The organism is Roseomonas sp. CECT 9278 (assembly GCF_918698155.1).
Classification (GTDB): Bacteria; Pseudomonadota; Alphaproteobacteria; order Acetobacterales; family Acetobacteraceae; genus Neoroseomonas.
The window spans coordinates 1-15,928 of record NZ_CAKKLX010000072.1 but is presented as its reverse complement, the minus strand read 5'-3'; the positions used below and the strand labels follow the sequence as shown (position 1 = coordinate 15,928).

At 72.4% G+C, this 15,928-nt stretch carries 17 protein-coding genes, 1 tRNA gene and 1 pseudogene; 7 read left to right on the top strand and 12 right to left on the bottom strand.

What is annotated here, in order from left to right; genetic code table 11:
• Nucleotides 1–100: 100 nt before the first annotated feature.
• Nucleotides 101–778: a phosphatidylserine decarboxylase gene (locus LQ222_RS24695; protein ID WP_230169534.1), complete on the bottom strand. Its 678-nt coding sequence runs from the start codon at nt 776–778 to the stop codon at nt 101–103.
• A 48-nt stretch (nt 779–826) separates the two neighbouring features.
• Between LQ222_RS24695 and LQ222_RS24690 the strand changes: the two genes are divergently transcribed.
• Nucleotides 827–1,246, top strand: coding sequence for a hypothetical protein (locus tag LQ222_RS24690; protein ID WP_230169533.1), 420 nt, complete (start codon nt 827–829; stop codon nt 1,244–1,246).
• Nucleotides 1,247–1,255: 9 nt separating this feature from the next.
• On the opposite strand, the gene LQ222_RS24685 is transcribed toward LQ222_RS24690, so the two are convergent.
• Nucleotides 1,256–2,023 carry a hypothetical protein gene (locus LQ222_RS24685; RefSeq protein ID WP_230169532.1) on the bottom strand — a complete coding sequence of 256 codons (768 nt, stop codon included), beginning with the start codon at nt 2,021–2,023 and terminating at the stop codon, nt 1,256–1,258.
• A gap of 71 nt (nt 2,024–2,094) precedes the next feature.
• On the opposite strand from LQ222_RS24685, the gene LQ222_RS24680 reads away from it, so the two are divergent.
• Nucleotides 2,095–2,781 carry a cytochrome b/b6 domain-containing protein gene (locus tag LQ222_RS24680; protein WP_230169531.1) on the top strand — a complete coding sequence of 229 codons (687 nt, stop codon included), beginning with the start codon at nt 2,095–2,097 and terminating at the stop codon, nt 2,779–2,781.
• 277 nt (nt 2,782–3,058) lie between these two features.
• Here the strand turns inward: LQ222_RS24680 and LQ222_RS24675 are convergent, their stop codons facing one another.
• Nucleotides 3,059–3,496, bottom strand: a complete 438-nt coding sequence (locus LQ222_RS24675) for a cytochrome c (RefSeq protein WP_230169530.1) — start codon at nt 3,494–3,496, stop codon at nt 3,059–3,061.
• A 169-nt stretch (nt 3,497–3,665) separates the two neighbouring features.
• Between LQ222_RS24675 and LQ222_RS24670 the strand changes: the two genes are divergently transcribed.
• Nucleotides 3,666–3,742 (top strand) — tRNA-Pro (locus LQ222_RS24670).
• 115 nt (nt 3,743–3,857) lie between these two features.
• Nucleotides 3,858–4,208 carry a hypothetical protein gene (locus LQ222_RS24665; RefSeq protein ID WP_230169529.1) on the top strand — a complete coding sequence of 117 codons (351 nt, stop codon included), beginning with the start codon at nt 3,858–3,860 and terminating at the stop codon, nt 4,206–4,208.
• Nucleotides 4,209–4,223: 15 nt separating this feature from the next.
• On the opposite strand, the gene LQ222_RS24660 is transcribed toward LQ222_RS24665, so the two are convergent.
• A complete protein-coding gene (locus LQ222_RS24660; protein WP_230169528.1) occupies nt 4,224–4,409 on the bottom strand; it encodes a DUF2842 domain-containing protein in 186 nt (61 codons plus the stop codon).
• Nucleotides 4,410–4,628: 219 nt separating this feature from the next.
• Between LQ222_RS24660 and LQ222_RS24655 the strand changes: the two genes are divergently transcribed.
• Nucleotides 4,629–5,144: an adenine phosphoribosyltransferase gene (locus LQ222_RS24655; RefSeq protein WP_230169536.1), complete on the top strand. Its 516-nt coding sequence runs from the start codon at nt 4,629–4,631 to the stop codon at nt 5,142–5,144.
• Between the two features lie 234 nt (nt 5,145–5,378).
• On the opposite strand, the gene LQ222_RS24650 is transcribed toward LQ222_RS24655, so the two are convergent.
• A complete protein-coding gene (locus LQ222_RS24650) occupies nt 5,379–7,799 on the bottom strand; it encodes a Calx-beta domain-containing protein (protein ID WP_230169527.1) in 2,421 nt (806 codons plus the stop codon).
• Between the two features lie 108 nt (nt 7,800–7,907).
• Nucleotides 7,908–8,969, bottom strand: coding sequence for an AbrB family transcriptional regulator (locus LQ222_RS24645; RefSeq protein ID WP_230169526.1), 1,062 nt, complete (start codon nt 8,967–8,969; stop codon nt 7,908–7,910).
• A gap of 102 nt (nt 8,970–9,071) precedes the next feature.
• On the opposite strand from LQ222_RS24645, the gene LQ222_RS24640 reads away from it, so the two are divergent.
• Entirely contained in the window at nt 9,072–9,461 is a 390-nt protein-coding gene (locus LQ222_RS24640; protein WP_230169525.1) for a hypothetical protein, read from the top strand.
• 131 nt (nt 9,462–9,592) lie between these two features.
• On the opposite strand, the gene LQ222_RS24635 is transcribed toward LQ222_RS24640, so the two are convergent.
• From LQ222_RS24635 to flgE, 6 genes are all read right to left on the bottom strand, one after another.
• Nucleotides 9,593–9,934: a flagellar biosynthesis regulator FlaF gene (locus LQ222_RS24635; RefSeq protein WP_230169535.1), complete on the bottom strand. Its 342-nt coding sequence runs from the start codon at nt 9,932–9,934 to the stop codon at nt 9,593–9,595.
• A 2-nt stretch (nt 9,935–9,936) separates the two neighbouring features.
• On the bottom strand, nt 9,937–10,365 hold the full coding sequence (locus LQ222_RS24630; protein WP_230169524.1) for a flagellar biosynthesis repressor FlbT: 429 nt from the start codon (nt 10,363–10,365) through the stop codon (nt 9,937–9,939).
• 87 nt (nt 10,366–10,452) lie between these two features.
• Nucleotides 10,453–11,280 carry a flagellin gene (locus LQ222_RS24625; RefSeq protein WP_230169523.1) on the bottom strand — a complete coding sequence of 276 codons (828 nt, stop codon included), beginning with the start codon at nt 11,278–11,280 and terminating at the stop codon, nt 10,453–10,455.
• A 149-nt stretch (nt 11,281–11,429) separates the two neighbouring features.
• Entirely contained in the window at nt 11,430–12,494 is a 1,065-nt protein-coding gene (locus LQ222_RS24620) for a flagellin (RefSeq protein ID WP_230169522.1), read from the bottom strand.
• Between the two features lie 4 nt (nt 12,495–12,498).
• Nucleotides 12,499–14,028: a flagellar hook-associated protein FlgK gene (locus LQ222_RS24615; RefSeq protein ID WP_230169521.1), complete on the bottom strand. Its 1,530-nt coding sequence runs from the start codon at nt 14,026–14,028 to the stop codon at nt 12,499–12,501.
• Nucleotides 14,029–14,123: 95 nt separating this feature from the next.
• Complete coding sequence (flgE, locus tag LQ222_RS24610; RefSeq protein ID WP_230169520.1) at nt 14,124–15,416, bottom strand: flagellar hook protein FlgE; 1,293 nt, start codon at nt 15,414–15,416, stop codon at nt 14,124–14,126.
• A 273-nt stretch (nt 15,417–15,689) separates the two neighbouring features.
• On the opposite strand from flgE, the pseudogene LQ222_RS24605 reads away from it, so the two are divergent.
• Nucleotides 15,690–15,928: pseudogene (locus LQ222_RS24605) on the top strand (hypothetical protein); the annotation flags it as partial.

Genomic DNA, 15,928 nt, shown 5'->3' with positions numbered 1-15,928 from the left:
GCGCAGGCGGCGCACGCGGCCCGGGTCGCTCATCGCGCGCCGCCGGCGCCGCGGCGGCGGTGCGGGGTTCGGCTGCGCGCCGGCAGCGCCCTGGCGCCGCTCACGTCGGGCCCAGCTCCGCGATCACCGTCTCGCCACCGATCATGGTCTGGCCCTCGCTGACCAGCGCCTGGACGCCTTCCGGCAGGTAGACATCCGTGCGGCTGCCGAAGCGGATGATACCGAAGCGCTCGCCCGCCTGCACGGCATCACCGACTTTTGCATCGGACAGGATGCGCCGCGCCACCAGCCCGGCGATCTGCACCACCGCCATGTCGCGCCCGTCGGGCAGCGCCAGGGCGATCGCATTGCGCTCGTTCTCCTCGCTCGCCTTGTCCATGTTCGCGCTCAGGAACTTGCCGTGGCGGTAGGCCACGCGGGTGACCGTGCCATCCACCGGCATGCGGTTCACGTGCACGTCCAGCACGGACAGGAAGATCGCGACACGCCAGCGCGGCGCGGGGCCCAGGCCGAGTTCCTCGGGCGGCACCGCGGGCACGATGCTGACCACCTTGCCGTCGGCCGGCGCGATGACCAGCCCCGGCCGCCCGGGGGCCACGCGCTCGGGGTCGCGGAAGAAATACAGGCAGAAGGCGACGAAGGCCGCCCCCAGCCAGAACAGCCAGGTGCCGAGCAGCAGCAGGCCGAGCAGCGCCGCCACCCCCCCGCCAATGAGGAAGGGCCGCCCCGCCGGATGCGGCGGGGAAAGCACGAGGCGAAGACTGTGTCCGAGGGCCATGCGGCGCCGGTTATGGTGTGTTCACCAGTCCTGGACAACCCTGCATCCATGGAGACCATCTCACTCGGCCCCTTCGCGGTCATGTCGAACGGCGCGATCGCGCCCCGCCAGCCGCATCCCGCACCCTGCCTGCGCTTCGCCTGGCGGGGCCGCGCCTGCCGGGCGGAACTCGGCGCCGAGGGGGTGCGCCTCGCGGTCGATGCCGCGCGCATCCCCTCCACCGCCGATCCCGGCGCCGACCGCAGGCGGGCCTTCAGCGCGTTGGCGCAATTGCCCGCCAGCCTGCCGCCCGGCTGGCAGGCGCGGCTGCTGCCCGACCACCGGATCCGGGTCGAGGCACAGTCGTTGCTCTGCGCGCCGGCGAATCCGATCGCCCTGGTCAGCGCCATGGTGCGCTTCGTGCTCGACCTCGACCCCTGGCTCGACCGGCTGGAGGCCGATGGCATGGCGGCGATGCGGGCGGCCTGACGCCCGGCGTCAGCGCAGCAGCAGCACTGCCGCCAGGGCGGGTGCCGCGGCCAGGGCCGGCCCCAGCAGGGGGCCGATCCGGCGCGGCAGGCGCGCGCCGATCCACGGCCCGGCCAGCAGCGCCAGGCCCGGTGCCGCCGCCGCCGCCCAATCCGCCGGCGCCGCCCGTCCCAGCACGGGCACCGCCGCGACAGCGGCCAGCGCGATGCCGAAGCACCATCGTGACGCCACCAGGCCCCGCCCCTGCCCCGCTGCCGCGCCCACCACCGCCGCCAAGCCCGCCAGCGCGAAGGCCAGGTGCGGCCCGCGCGCCGCCGCCAGCGCCAGGCCCGCCGCCAGCGCCGCCCAGGCCACCGCCATCGCGGCACCGCCGCCCCGCCACACCACCAGCCCCATCGCCGCCGCCAGGCCGATCCCGACCGGCGCCGCGCGCAACAGCGTGTCGGGATGCGACGGCGCGCCCGCCATCCACCACGCCGCGGCCACCACGCCGGCACTGGCGGCCGGCCATCGCAGCCACCGCCAGGGCAGGCTGCCCAGCGCCGCGACCCCGAGCGCGCCCAGCCCCAGCATCGGCAGGCGTTCGGCCAATTGCCGCGGCGATGCGCCGACCACCCCGGTCACCGCCACGAACCCCGCCGCGAGGCCCAGCGCCCCGGCCAGCCCGCGCAGCAGCGGCCAGCCCGCCACCCGCGCCACCGCCAGCGCCCCCAGCGCCACAGCGGCCGCCACCAGCGCGCCGCGGGCATCCGCGGGCACGGCATCGAATCCCGTCATCGCCGGGCCGCCACGGGCTTCGCGAGGCAGGCCCCGCCATGCCAGGGTGGCAGCGCAGCAGGAGCGGTCGCATGAGCGAAAAGACGGTGCCGGTGAAGGTCTGGGACGGCTGGGTGCGGCTGTTCCACTGGGGGACGGTGTCCTGCGTGCTGGTGTCCTATTTCAGCGCCAAGTCCGGGGCGTGGAATCTGCATTACGGGTCGGGCTACCTGCTGCTGACGCTGGTGGGCTTCCGCATCCTGTGGGGCCTGTTCGGGTCGAGCAACGCGCGGTTCTGGACCTTCCTGCGCAGCCCGCTGGCCGCATTCCGCCAATTGGCGGGCTTCCGCAAGCCCGGCCCCGACACCGAGACCACCCACAACGCCGCCGGTGCTTGGATGGTGGTGGCGCTGCTGGGGCTGCTGGCGGCGCAGGGCGTGTCGGGGCTGATGGCCAACCACGATGTCGGCTTCACCTATTCGCAGCACGGGCCGCTGGCGAACTGGGTCAGCGAGGCGACGTCGGAGCGCATGACCAACCTGCATGCCACGCTGATCAACGTGCTGCTGCTGGCGGTGCTGCTGCATGTGCTGGCGGTCTTCGCGTATCGCCTGGTGAAGGGGCACGACCTGGTGGTGCCGATGATCACCGGCGTGAAGGAGATGCCGCCGGCGCACGCGACGCCGCCGCGGCTGGCGCACCCCGCGCTCGGCGTGGCCTTGCTGGCCGTCGCGGCGTTCGGCGTCTGGTATGTCCGCCGCCTCGGCATGGGCGGCTGAGAAGGCCGCTCAGCTCCGGCGCTGCGCGCGGCCGGGGTCGCCTGCGCTTGCCGCGGCGCGCGGGACTGGCTCCGGGCCATTGATGTCACGAATGCCTCCACCCGATCGGACCGCACCGGCGGATCGGGTGGCGCGTGCCGCACCGGGTGCCATGCGCTTCGGCGCCGCGCATTGCGGACGCACCCGCGGCAGCCGGCCTGCCCAAGGGGGGCTGCCGGCGGACGGCTTGCGCGGCCTCGGTCCGAGGCCATCGCGCACCGCCCCCCGGCAGGCCAGGTCAGCGGGCCGGGCCGCGATAGGGCCGGTGGCAGGCGCCGCAGGTCGCGCCCGTCTGGTTGAACGCCGCGGTGGTGGCCGCGACATCGCCCGACGCCGCCGCGGTGCGCAGCGCGCCGAGCTGCGTGACCATGTTCGCATTGGCCTGCTCGAAGCCCGCGCGGTCGGACCAGATGGTCGGCAGCGCGCGTGTGTCCCCGGTGCCGCTGCCGGCGGGGAACATCGCGGGCAGGCCGCGGTAGAAGGTGATCATGGCGTCCACGCGCTCGACCAGCGGGCGGGTGTCGCCGCGCGCATCGGTCACTGCCTTGATGGCTTCCATCTGGCGGCCCATGCCGCGCAGCCCCTCGCGCCGCTGCGCGATGACATCCTGCGCGACGGCCGCGCCCGTCATGCCGACAGCCATGATGGCAGCGCCCGCCATGATCCAGATCTTCATTCAGCTCTCCCTTGTTCCGTCTCGAAGTCGCTGCGCCGGACGCGCGCGACCAGGATGATGGTGCCAGCCCGGATCGGCAATGACCCGTGACAAAGTCGCGCGCCAGGACCCGCTTGCGGGGCCGGGGGCGGGCCGCTATACCGCCGCCTCCGCGGCAGGAGCCACCCACCGGAGTGTAGCTCAGCCTGGTAGAGCACTGTGTTCGGGACGCAGGGGCCGGAGGTTCGAATCCTCTCACTCCGACCATTCCCGGCCCTGCCGCGGCCAAGGCCCCCTGAGCGATCAGGGGGCCTTTTTCATGGCCGGCCAGGCTGAAGCGTTTCCTTCCGGCCTGCGCCGCCGCGGCGATAGCCTGCATGGCATGGACCGCCTGATCCTGCTGGCCGCCCTCGTGCTGGCGCCCCTCACCGCGGGCGTGCTGGTGCCGATGCGCGCGGGCGCGCAGACCGACCTGCCCGCCATCGCCCCCGGCACACCCTATGACCAGGCGCGGCGGATGCTGCTTGCGGAGCGCTGGCAGCCGTTGCGCGACCCCGAGGCCGACCGCTGCCTCCCCACCGACACACGCTGCACCGGGCGGCCGGAGATGGTGGCCTGCGCCGGCACGGGACTCGGCCACTGCCTGTTCGCCTGGCGTCGCGGCCCGACCGCGATCGAGGTGATCACCGCCGGCCCGGACACCGTGGTGACGGGCCTGCGCCGGCGCCGCTGATGCTGCGGCGCGCCCCTATCGCAGCGCCCAGGCCATCAGCCGCTTCGCCGGCCACACCCAGGCGATGCCGGCCACCGCGAAGAACAGCATCTCCAGCGTCCAGTGCAGCGCGCGGACATGGTCCGCGACCAGCAGCACGACAACGACATACGCGATGAAGCCGGCAATGCCGGCGAGGGTGGCAATGGCAGGGCGGGACATGATCACGCATCTGCCGCCTGGGGGCGGTTTCGCCAAGGGCCGGAACGCCCGATGCCGTGACTTTCCGGCCCGGCCACACGCGCCGATCCGGGGGGGCCAGCTTCGCCAGGCGATTCCACTCGGCCCCAAAATGCTCTAGCGATCGCGCGGCGGCGTCGCGGGTCCCCCGCGGTGCGCCCCCCACAGGACCGGCAGCACCCGACCGTGACCACCGACACCATCGACCTCAAGGCGCATATCCGCGGCATTCCGGATTTCCCGAAGCCCGGCATCCTGTTCTACGACATCTCGACCCTGCTGCGGCACGGGCCCGCCTGGCGCGCGGCGGTGGCGCGCATGGCCGCGGCGATCCGCCCGCACAAGCCCGACGTGCTGGCCGGCATCGAGAGCCGCGGCTTCCTGGTGGCGGCGCCGCTCGCGCTGGAACTGGGCCTGGGCTTCGTCATGCTGCGCAAGCCACGCAAGCTGCCGGGGCTGACCATGGGGCTGGACTACGCGCTGGAATACGGCACCGACCGGATCGAGATGCAGGCCGATGCCATCCAGGCGGGCCAGCGCGTGGTCCTGCTGGACGACCTGCTGGCAACGGGCGGCACCATGGCTGCCGGCATCTCGCTGCTGCGCCAGGCGGGCGCGGAGGTGCCCTGCGCCGCGGCGCTGATCGAGCTCACCTTCCTGGGCGGCCGCGGCCGGCTGGACGTGCCCTTCGAATCGCTGGTCGCCTACGACGCGTAGGGCGTTTTCGCGCGCAGCCGCACCCGATCGGGTGGGTCCATCCGATCGTCGCCCGCGGTCGAGCGGGCGGATCCGGCCGCGTGGCGATGCGCGCGACAACCGGCGCGTGGTGGCGGTCCACGCCGCCGGGGCGGCGCCAGCATCCGCGCCAGCGCAGCCAGGCGGTCGCTGTCTCGACGATCCACACCCGCGCAGACGGTTCGCGCCGCGCGGGTGATGCCTGCCGGCGGGCGGTCACACCACCGGCCAGAGTTCCGCCAGCTGGCCCTGCAGCAAATCGAGCTTCGCCTCGATCACCGTGGTCCAGTCGTTCGACAGGATGCCGCCGGTATCGCCGGAATTCGGGTTCCACGACCACCAGGTCCAGCTCATGCCCTGGTCGCCCGCGGCGATGTCGATCGTGCCATTGGCATCGAGGTCGCCATCCAGGTAGGCCAGCAGCTTGTCGAGGAACAGGCGGTCCTTGGGGTCCTCCAGCTTGCTGCCGAATTCGCCCAGCATGATGGGCGCGATGTCCTGTTCGTAGATGTAGCCCCAGAACTGCTCGAAGCGCGCGGGCATGTTGTTCGGGAAGTCGCTGCCCTGGAACCAGGGCTGCTCGTAGATGGAATTGCCGTATTCGTGCGGCGAATAGACCACCTTGTTGGGCGTGTTCAGCACCACCTGGTCGAAGGCGACGCCCATCAGGTTGCCGCTCCACCAGGTATTGGCGCCGGCGTAGGTCTCGACCCCCTCCACGAAGATCAGCCAGTCGTCGTTGACCGCATGGATGGCATTGCCGGCGCGCTCGGCCGCCGCCGCCCAGTCATTGGCGCCGCCGCCGCCCCACACGCCGTTATGCGGTTCGTTCGCCAGGTCGGCACCGATCACGGTGGGGTCGCCGGCATAGCGCGCGGCCAGCAGCTTCCAGCCGTCGATCCATTGCTGCTCGGTATAGCCTCCATCGATCCACAGGCCGTTGTTGTTCGGCCCGGCGCCGGCGGCGGAGCGGTGGTTGTCGAGGATGATGCGCATCCCGAGCTCGCCCGCCTTGTCGACGATCCTGTCCAGGATCTGCAGCGCGGACAGCCCCACGAGGTCGGGGTTCAGGCCGAAGTCGATGCCGTTCGGCACCTTCCCCGGCTGCAGGGATTCCAGGGAGAAGGGCAGCCGGATGGTGTTGAAGCCGGTCTGCGCCATCTGCTCCATCATGTCGGACCAGTTGCGCGCCCACAGCCCGTGCGGCGTGTAGGTGTCGGATTCCATGCCGAACCAGTTCACGCCGGTGATGCGCACCGCATTGCCGTTCGCATCGACGATCTGATTGCCCTCGGTGGACAGGAAGCCGACCGGCCCGGCCACGACATCGTCGTTGCGGATCGTGGCGATGCCGGTGGTGTCGCGGATGGTGGCGTTGGTCGGCCCGGACAGCACCAGGGAGAAGGCCTCGTCGGGTTCGACCAGCGCGTCGCCGCGGATCGCGACGGTCACGGTCTTGCTCGTCTCCCCGGCGGCGAAGGTCAGCGTGCCGGTGCGCGCGTCGAAATCCTCGCCGGCCAGCGCGGTGCCGTTCGCGGTGGCGAAGCGCACGCTGACCGACGCATCCCAGGCCTTGTTCAGCGTGACGGTGAAGGTCGCGCTCGTGGTCCCGCCATCGCCTTCGGTCACCGCGACATCCGCCACCGCGATGGTCGGCCGGGCATCCGTGTCGGCGATGTTCGCCACGCCCGTGCCATCGGCGATGGTCGCCCCGACCGGGTCGCGCAGCACGACCGAGAACCGCTCATTCCCCTCGGCCAAGCGGTCGCCGACCACCGGGATGGCAATGGTCTTGACCGTCTCGCCGGCGGCGAAGGTGAGCTGGCCGGAGCTGGCGATGTAGTCGCTGCCGGCGCGCGCCGTGCCGTCCAGCGTCGCGAAGCCGACCGTCACCGCCTGCGACCAGGCCTTGGACAGCCGGATGGTGAAGACCGCGTCGGAGGTGCCGGCATTGCCCTCGGTCACGGTGATGTCGTTGATGCGCAATGCCGGTGGCGTGTCGTCGTCGTTGATGCGGCCGCTGGCGCTGGCATCGGCGATGGTCGCGCCAGTCGGCGTGCTCAGCAGCAGGTTGAAGGCCTCGTTCGCCTCGACCAGCATGTCGCCGTTGATCGCCACGCGCACGATCTTCTGGGTCTCGCCGGCGGCGAAGGTCAGCAGGCCGGATTGCGCCACATAGTCCGACCCCGCCATGGCGGTGCCGTTGGCGGTGGCATAGGCCACCGTGACCGGCGCAGCCGCGGCCGCCGACAGCGTCACGGTGAAGGCCATCCGCTTGATGCCGGAATTGCCCTCCGCCAGCGTCACGTCCGCGACGGACAGGCTGGGCAGCGGCGCCGGCCCGCCATCGCCGACGACGAACACATCCGGCAGCGGGTCGGTGGTGGCGGAGCCGAGGAAGCCGAAGGCCGCCGACTGCCCCGCGGCCAGCGCGCCGTTCCATTCGACATTGCCGATCACGTAGGTGTCGCCGACATGGCTGATGATGCGGGCGTTCCAGATCTGGGTGATCAGGAAGTCGGCCTCGAAGGTGATGGTCCAGCCTTGCAGGCCGCCGGCGCCAGCGGTCAGGCCGACCACGGCATTGAAGCCCGCGGCCCACTGGTCCACCACCTGGTAGCTGACGCTCTGGCTCATGATGCTGCTTGGTCCCGTCCTGCCCGGCCCGAATGCGGCACCATGTGAGATTTGTATAGATTAATTCGTCATTTTCACAAAAATGATATCAGGTCGGCGCCATTTCCGTTATCGCATCAGCCTCAGGCGTCCGGCAAGCTGCCCGATCGGACCGACCAGCAGGTTGCACAGCACCATCCGCACCAGATGGAATCCCAGCACGAGCGGCACCGCAAGGTCGAGCGCCTTCGCCGTCACCGCCATCTCCGGCATGCCACCCGGCGCCATTCCCAGCATCACCGCAATGGGTGGCAGCCCCGCCAGCCCCCCCAGCGCCAGCCCCAGCAGCCCCAGCAGGACCGAGATCGCCAAGGCCGTGGCAAGGCCCGCCACCGCCTGCCGGCGCGGCCCGCCGGCCAGCGCGCGTGGCGTCAGGCGCAGCCCCAGGCTGGCCCCCATCGCGACCTGCGCCGCATCCACCAGCCAGCGCGGCACCGATGACGGCAATGTGCCGGTGCCCGACAGCCCCATCGCCAGCAGGCAGGGGGCGAGCATCGCCGCATTCGCCAGCCCCACCCGCATACCGAGCGCCGCCGCCGCCGCCCCGCCCGCCAGCACCAGCAGCAGCCCGCCCCAGGCGAAGGGCGGCAGCGCGGCGCTGAAGGCGGCATCGCGCGCACCCTCGGCGAAGATCGCCACCACCGGCGGAAACACCAGCACGACGCAGGCCATCCGCAGGGTCTGCGCCACCGTCACCGCCGAGACCACGGCACCGGCGCGTTCCGCCAGCACCGACATCGTGACGATGCCCCCGGGCACCGAGGCATAATAGGCGGTGCGCCCATCGCTGCCGGCGATCCGCCGATACAATGGCGCCACCGCCAGGCCCGCCAGGATCGAGGCGGTGCCACCCATCAGGATCGCGGGCAGCGCCCCGGCCACCGCGCCCAGCACCGGCGGCGTGAAGGTCTGCCCGAGCCCGAGCCCCAGCACCATCAGCCCGACCGGGTGCACCGCGCGCGGCACGGCCGCGGCGTCGCGCCAGCCGAGATAGGCGGTGGCCAGCATCGCGCCCACCATCCAGCCGAGCGGCAGGCCCAGCGCATCCAGCAGCCCGCCCGCCAGCACCGCGAGCAGCAGCGTGCGCAGATAGGCATCGGGCGGCGGCGCGGGGGGCGGGGGTTCGGGCACGGGGATGCGGGCAACGTCGCCCCGCGCGCCGGCCGCGTCAAAGCCTTGCGATGGTCATGCTTCCTTAACCTGCGTCTTGCAGGATGGGATGGGAGCAAAGCCATGACCTCCGATCTCGCCCTTCGACCCGTGACGACCAGCGATCCGCCCCGCGCGCCCGTGCGCGCCGCGGGCCCGGAGCGCGATGCCGGCGCCGCGCCGCCGCCCGCCGCGCCCGCCACGCCCAATCCGCGGCTGCGGCTGGATGGCAGCCTCGGCATGGTGGTGATCGAATTCCGCGACCAGGTCGGGGACGTCGCGAACACCATCCCGACGCCGCGGCAGATCGCCGCCTATCGCGCCGCGGTCGTCTCGAACGCGCCGGTCCCGGTGGGCGTCGCGGCGCGGTCGGAGCCGGGCGTGAGCGCACCCGCCGCGCCGGAGCTGCCGGCACCGCCGCCGCTGCAACCCGCCGCCCCGCAGGCGCAGGCCGAGACCGCCGCCGCGGAGTGATGCCGCCGCCGGGCGACGACAGATCGCCCCCCTGCCCGCGCAAGCGGTTCGGCGCCGCCACGCAACCGTGGCAGCCCGCATCGCGCGGACGCCATGGCTGCGCGCAGGCGCCGGTTCAGCCCGCCGCGCCGTCAGCCGCGCGCGACCAGACCCTGTGCGACCTGTTCGTTCACTTCAATGAGGAAGCCGATGTCCGGCTCGCCGGCATCCATCTCGCGCTGCACGCAGCGGCCCAGCGAGATCAGCCCCGCGCGCATCGGCGGCGGCAGCTGGTTCGACGGATCCGTCAGCGCGGATTCCACCGCGAGCCAGAGCCGCCGGTTGTCGGCCATGGCGCGCACCCGCGCCGGGCCGTCCTGGTCCTGCTGCACAGCGCGCAGCCCGCCGGTGACGCGGCGGAAGATGTCGGCTTCCTGTTCGCGCGGGTCGCGCGCCGCGCGGGCGGCGCCATAGGCGCGCACGATGTCGGCCATGGTCACGATGCGTCCTCCTCGGCCAGGACGGAAGGCGGTGCGACGCCGAGCACCACTTCCTCGTGCCGCATGACGCGGCGCGTGAGCTTGAGCGCCTGGTAGCATTCATCGGATTCGGCCGCCGAAAGCGCCCGGTCCAGCAGGTCGCGCGCCAGGGTCGAGGTGGTGGCGGCCTGGAAATCGGCGATCAGGCGGCGCGCGACGGACAGGCCCGCCTCGCGCTCGTCCTCGTCGCCGATATAGGCGGTCTGGAGGGCGAAGTAGATCCGCCGGGCGGGGGAATTCGCCGACTCCGGCGTCATCAGCTGCTTGCCGAACAGGAAGCGCGCCTTCGCCGTGAGTTCGATCCGCGCGCGGTTGCGGAAGCGTATCGGCGCGCCGTTGACGACCATGAGGTCGCCCTGGCGGAGTTCGAGCACCAACGTGGACATCCTGTCCTCCCGGGGGGTTGCGACATGCCCGCGCCAGCGGGGCCGGCGACGGTGCGGCGCCGGCGGGGGCCGGCGCCGCCCGGGAGATCAGCGGAACAGGCTCAGCAGGGTCTGCGGCGCCTGGTTGGCGATCGACAGCGCCTGGGTGCCGAGCTGCTGGCGGATCTGCAGCGACTGCAACCGAGCCGATTCCTTGGCGAGGTCCGCATCGATCAGCGCGCCGAGGCCCGCTTCCAGCGAATCCGCCTTGTCCTTGTTGTAGGAGATCTGGCTGTCGATGTAGCGGGCATCGGAGCCGAAGGTGTTCAGCGCATTGCCGATCGCCGTCTGCACCGTGTCGAAGTCGCCGCCATCGGCCAGCGCCGCCTGCGCGCCGGCCGCATCGGTCGGTGCGGCCGCCACGATCAGCGTGCCCGCCCCATCCACCGCGGTGATGCTGTAGGTGGTGCCGCTCTCGTTGCGGGTGGTGGTGATGTCGCCACCCGGCGCGGCCGTCGCGAGCAGCGTGCGGCCGTTGTAGGTGGCGTCGTCGATGAAGTTCGTGATCTGCGTCTGCAGCGCGGTGTACTGCGATTCGTACTGCGCGCGCTGGTCGGCGTTCAGCGTGTCGTCGGCCAGGCGCACCAGCGTCTCGCGGACCTTGACCATGGTCTCGGAGACCTTGGTGAGGCCGGACAGGGAGGTGTCCAGGATGCCCTTCACGCCGCCCAGCTGTTCGTTGGCGGCGGACAGGCCCGCGACATCCGCACGGACCGCCTGCGCCACCGCGAAGGCGGCGCCGTCGTCCTTCGCGTCATTGACGCGCAGGCCGGTCGAGATGCGCTTCTGGGTGACGTTCAGCGCCTCGTTCGTGCGATTGAGGGACTGCAGCGCCACCATGGCGCCCATGTTGGTGTTGACGGAATTCAGCGACATGCGGGGTCTTCCCCTGGATGCGATGGCCCCACGGATCGTGACCGATGGGTCTTGTCCGATGCAGAGGCCGGGTTGCGCGCCGCGTCTTGCGGTGTCGAAGGCAGGATGCCGTGGCGCTGGTTAAGGGAGGCTGAATCGACGGCGCATCATCAGCCCAGGAAGCGCGTCAGCGTCAGCCCCGAGGTCACCGAGATCGCGCGGTAGGATGCCTCGAGCTGCGTCTGGGTCGCCTGCAGGCGGCTGATCGTCTCGGCCATGTCGACCTCCTCGATGGCGGCGACCTGGGCGGTCAGCGCGACATTCACCTCGGAATGGCGGCGCGCCGTCGCTTCCAGCCGCTGCTCGACGGCACCGAGCGCGCCGCGTTCCTCCCCCAGCGCATCGATCGCGCTGCGCATGCCCTCGCGCAGGCTGGCGACGAAATCGGTGAAGTCGGTGCCGAGCTGCGCCTGCGCCGGATCCAGCGCGGCGAAGCCCGCCAGGCCCCGCAGGATGTCGCGCGCCCACGACCCGGTGGTCTCGCCCTCGCTGGTCGCCGCCGCATTGCGGTTGGCCAGCACGCCATAGGCCACGCGCTCGCCATCCGCCGCCGGCACGGCGCGGCGCGGCTCGGCCAGGCCCTGCGCCGGGTCGGACAGGAAGGTGGAGAACGGCGTGGTGCCGGTCGCATCCGATTGCGCGGCGGCCAGCGTGGCGGCAACCACCGTGGCCGCATTGCCGCCGCCCAGCGCGGCGACGGCGGCGGCGATGTCGGTCGCCATGCCGCCGGTCGCGACGCCGCGCGGGTCGGGCACCGGCGGGTTGGCGCTGTCGGTGCCGCCGAAGATGTATTCCCCGGCATAGCGTTCGTTCAGCAGGTTCGCGACCTCCTCCATCGCGGCGCGCGCCTGCGCCGCCACGGCCGAGATGCGCACGCCCGAGGTGCCGTCCATGCGGATCGCCTCGGTGTAGAACTGCGTCGCGATGTCCGACAGCCGCCCGAGCGCCTCCTGCGTGACATCGGTGCGCGCCAGCGTGCGGGCGATGGTGCCCTGCCAGGCCTCGCGCCGCGATATGTCGGCGCGCAGGTCGACGGCGCGGCGCGCCTCGGGCGCGATGTCGCCATAGCCGGGGCCCTTGCGCCCGTCCGAGACCTGGCGCGTCAGCACGTCCAGCTTCGCGCGCAGCGCCGCCGCGCCGGTGTCCAGCCGCCCGATCGACCCGATGCCGTTCATCGCCTCACCTCACCGCGCCGAGCAGCGCGTCCCACATCGATTGCACCGTGCTCATCACCCGCGCATTGGCGGCATAGGCGTTCTGCAGGGTGACCATCGCCGCCATCTCGGTATCGATGTCCACGCCGGATCGCTGCGCGAAGCGCGCCTCCAGCCCCTGCTTCATCGCCTCGGCGCTGGCCAGCGCGGCGCTGGCGGAATTGCGGTCGGCCGTATGGGCGGCGGTCAGCAGCGCGGTGTAGCCCTCGAGCGTCGGCGGCGCGCCGAAGGGCGAGGACAGCGTGCCATCCGGCCCGAGCCCGCCGGTCGCGATCGGCGCCCAGGTCACGCTGGCCTGCGCCTGCGCGCCGAAGGTGAAGTCGAGCACGCGGTCCAGCATGGTGACGAAGGCGGCCGGCCCGCCCGGCGGGTTCGGCGTGAAGGCCGATGGCCCGGCCGGATCGCCGGCCACCGCGTGGGTGCCGTCGCGCAGCAGTGACGGGCTGGATTCGACCGCGGCATTGACGCGGATGGTGCCGGCGAAGCCGACCATCATGCTGCCGGCATAGGGCACCGACGGGTCGGGCACCGCCCCGGTCGCATCGGTGAACAGCCGCAGCCCCTGGCCTTCGAAGCGCGCGGCGATATTGGCCGCGGCCAGGTCGAGCTCCGCCTGGTAGCGCGGCAGCGTCTGGTCGCGCAGCGCGACATATTCCGCGAGCCGCCCGCCGGCCAGCACGCCGGTCACGTCCCGCCCGCCCAGCATGATGCCGGGGATCGACCCGCCCGCGCCATGGTAGGCCGCGGCGCCGATCATGGCATCGGCGGTCGAGAAGGCGTCCGCCCGCGGGTCGAGCGGCAGCACCACGCCGTTGCGCGCCACCAGCACCAGCGCGCCGTCGTCGCGCTTGAGCGCGCGCACCTCGATCGATTCCGACAGGGTCGCGATGGCGGCGTCGCGGCGGTCCTCGAGCGCCGCGGCGGAGCCGACCAGCGCGATCTCGTCGCGGATGCGCAGCGTGAGGTCGGCGATCTGGCGCAGCGTGTCGTTGATGCGGTCGACCTCCGCCACCACGCCGTCCTGCGCCTGCTGGCGGGCGTCGCCGACGGCGCGGCTGATCTCGTTGAGCCGCGTCGCGAGCGCGGTCGCGTCCATCACGACGGAGGTCTGGCGGCCGGCCTCGGAAGGGTCGGCGCGCAGGTCCTCGAAGCCGGTGCGCAGCGCGGCGGTCAGGTCGCCGAGGCCATCGCCGTTCTCCGGGTTGCCATGCGCCGTCTCGATGCCTTGCAGCAGGCGCAGGCGCACATCGGCGCCGGCGGCGGCGGCGCGGCGGCTGTCGAGCTCGGTGATCAGCGCCTCGTCGACATCGCGCGAGGGGGCGAGCGAGCGCACCCCGATGCCGTCCTGGCCGATGACCACCGCGCGCGCGACGACGGTCTTCTTGGTATGGCCGAGGGTCTCGGCATTCGCGACGTCGTTGGCCGAGGCGGCCAGCGCGCGCTGCGTGTGCAGCAGCCCCGATCGGGCGGTGGCGAGGGCAGCGTCGAGGCCCATGGTCGCGTGTTCCTACCCAGTAGGCGCCGCCGGCGGAGCAGATGGTTCCCGCGTCGGCGGCGCATGTTGCCCCCGCGGAGCGGACCCTCGCCGCGTCAGCGGCGCATGTTAATCGTGTCCTGCAGCATCTCGTCCGACGCCGTCACGATGCGCGTGTTCGCCGTATAGGCGCGCTGCGCCACGATCAGCTTCGAGAACTCCGCCGCGATGTCGACATTCGAGCGTTCCACCGACCCCACCGCGAGCCGCCCCGCGCCGTTCGATGCCGGGTCCGAGGTGCGCGCCTCGCCGCTCTCCAGCGTGCGCATGAAGGCCTGGCCATCCAGGCGCTGGAGCATGTCGGGCGCGTTGAAGGTGGTGATCGGCACGCGCGCGATGACGCGCGCCTGGCCGTTGTCGTAGTTGATGGCGACATCGCCGTTCTCGCGCACCGTGGTCGAGGAATACGCGCCGAGCGGCACGCCATCCTGCGCCAGGTTGCGCAGTTCGTATTCGTCGCCGGCATATTGCGTGACGCCGCGCGCCGCGGCGAAGGCACCGAGGTTGAGCGTGATCGCCTGCGGCCCCTGGCCGAAATCCGCGGTGAAGGAGACCAGCGCCGGGTCGCCCGCGACCGCCGCCGCGCCGGTCAGCGTGCCGGTGCCGTTGGCGAATTCGCCGATGGTGCCGTCGGCCACCGGCGTGCTGGCGGCCTGGCCGAAATTCAGGTCGATGGTGCCGAGCGAACCGCCCGCCCCGGCGGCCGCGATGTCGAGCGTCCAGACATTCGCCACCCCGGGCGTCCAGGTCAGCGTCATCGGCTGCAGGGTGCCCAGGCTGTCATAGACATTGAGCGTGGTGGTGACCGGATCGGTGCCGCCGGCGGGCAGGTTGGCCGACAGTTCGATGGCGCCGGTCGCGATCGGGTTGAACACCAGTTCGCTGACGCGGATGGGCTGGATCTGGGTGCGGTCGGGCTCGCCGGTGGCATCGACGTTCCAGCCCTGCAGGAAGTACCCCGCGCCGTTCACCATGTAGCCGTTGCGGTCCATCTGGAAGTCGCCGCCGCGGGTGAAGAACTGGCGTTCGTCGAAGGTGGTCTGGCCATTGGCGCTGCCGGTGGGCAGCGCGACCGAGAAGAACCCCTGCCCGGCGATGGCCAGCGCCAGCGGGCTCTCGGATTGCTCGATCGTGCCCTGCACGGTGTTGGTGTAGTCGGGCCGCGCCACCACCGATCCCGGCCGGTGCACCACCAGCGTGCTGTCGGTCAGGTACGAGACGAAGTTGGTGTCGGTGCGCTTGAAGCCCACCGTCTGGCTGTTGGCGACATTGTCGGAGACATGGCCGAGCGCACGCGCCTGGGCCGTGAGGCCGCTGATCGCGGTGGTCATGGAACCGAACAGGGACATCGGGTTCTCCGTGGCGAGGGCTGGCGGCGAGGGCGCCGTGCAAGGTGCGGCGACCGGGATCGCGCCAGGTGGGGCAAGCCTTGTGCCAGCGCCGGCGGCGGCGGCGCCCGGCGGTCGCTGCCGTGCCTCGGCAGAAGCCGCCCGTCGGCCGGCAGAAGCTGCCGCGACGCCGCCGCCGCCGGGCACGCTGCGCTGGCCCGCCGCTTGCGAAGCCCCGCCGCGCTGTCGCCGGGATGCCCTGGCGCCGCAGCGCGACGCAGGAGGCCCTTGCCCATGGATATCGCCGCCGGAGCCATTCCGACGCTCGTCGCCCCGCCGGCGGCCGGTGCCGCGACACCGGCGGCGGCGGGCGGCTTCGCGGCGCTGCTGGCGCAGGCCTGCGCCGGCCTGGCGCCGGTGCCGGAGGGCAGCGCGGAGGGCATTGCCACGGATGGCGCGTCCGTCGCGCCGGCGCCGACCGGCGCGATCGCGCCGCTGCCGCCGCCCGGCGTGGCAGCGCGGCCGCCGCAGCC

Coding starts and splice junctions, on each gene's coding strand:
- LQ222_RS24695 (WP_230169534.1), bottom strand. CDS start 778: ATGGCCCTCGGACACAGTCTTCGCCTCGTGCTTTCCCCGCCGCATCCG.
- LQ222_RS24690 (WP_230169533.1), top strand. CDS start 827: ATGGAGACCATCTCACTCGGCCCCTTCGCGGTCATGTCGAACGGCGCG.
- LQ222_RS24685 (WP_230169532.1), bottom strand. CDS start 2,023: ATGACGGGATTCGATGCCGTGCCCGCGGATGCCCGCGGCGCGCTGGTG.
- LQ222_RS24680 (WP_230169531.1), top strand. CDS start 2,095: ATGAGCGAAAAGACGGTGCCGGTGAAGGTCTGGGACGGCTGGGTGCGG.
- LQ222_RS24675 (WP_230169530.1), bottom strand. CDS start 3,496: ATGAAGATCTGGATCATGGCGGGCGCTGCCATCATGGCTGTCGGCATG.
- LQ222_RS24665 (WP_230169529.1), top strand. CDS start 3,858: ATGGACCGCCTGATCCTGCTGGCCGCCCTCGTGCTGGCGCCCCTCACC.
- LQ222_RS24660 (WP_230169528.1), bottom strand. CDS start 4,409: ATGTCCCGCCCTGCCATTGCCACCCTCGCCGGCATTGCCGGCTTCATC.
- LQ222_RS24650 (WP_230169527.1), bottom strand. CDS start 7,799: ATGAGCCAGAGCGTCAGCTACCAGGTGGTGGACCAGTGGGCCGCGGGC.
- LQ222_RS24640 (WP_230169525.1), top strand. CDS start 9,072: ATGACCTCCGATCTCGCCCTTCGACCCGTGACGACCAGCGATCCGCCC.
- LQ222_RS24635 (WP_230169535.1), bottom strand. CDS start 9,934: ATGGCCGACATCGTGCGCGCCTATGGCGCCGCCCGCGCGGCGCGCGAC.
- LQ222_RS24630 (WP_230169524.1), bottom strand. CDS start 10,365: ATGTCCACGTTGGTGCTCGAACTCCGCCAGGGCGACCTCATGGTCGTC.
- LQ222_RS24625 (WP_230169523.1), bottom strand. CDS start 11,280: ATGTCGCTGAATTCCGTCAACACCAACATGGGCGCCATGGTGGCGCTG.
- LQ222_RS24620 (WP_230169522.1), bottom strand. CDS start 12,494: ATGAACGGCATCGGGTCGATCGGGCGGCTGGACACCGGCGCGGCGGCG.
- LQ222_RS24615 (WP_230169521.1), bottom strand. CDS start 14,028: ATGGGCCTCGACGCTGCCCTCGCCACCGCCCGATCGGGGCTGCTGCAC.
- flgE (WP_230169520.1), bottom strand. CDS start 15,416: ATGTCCCTGTTCGGTTCCATGACCACCGCGATCAGCGGCCTCACGGCC.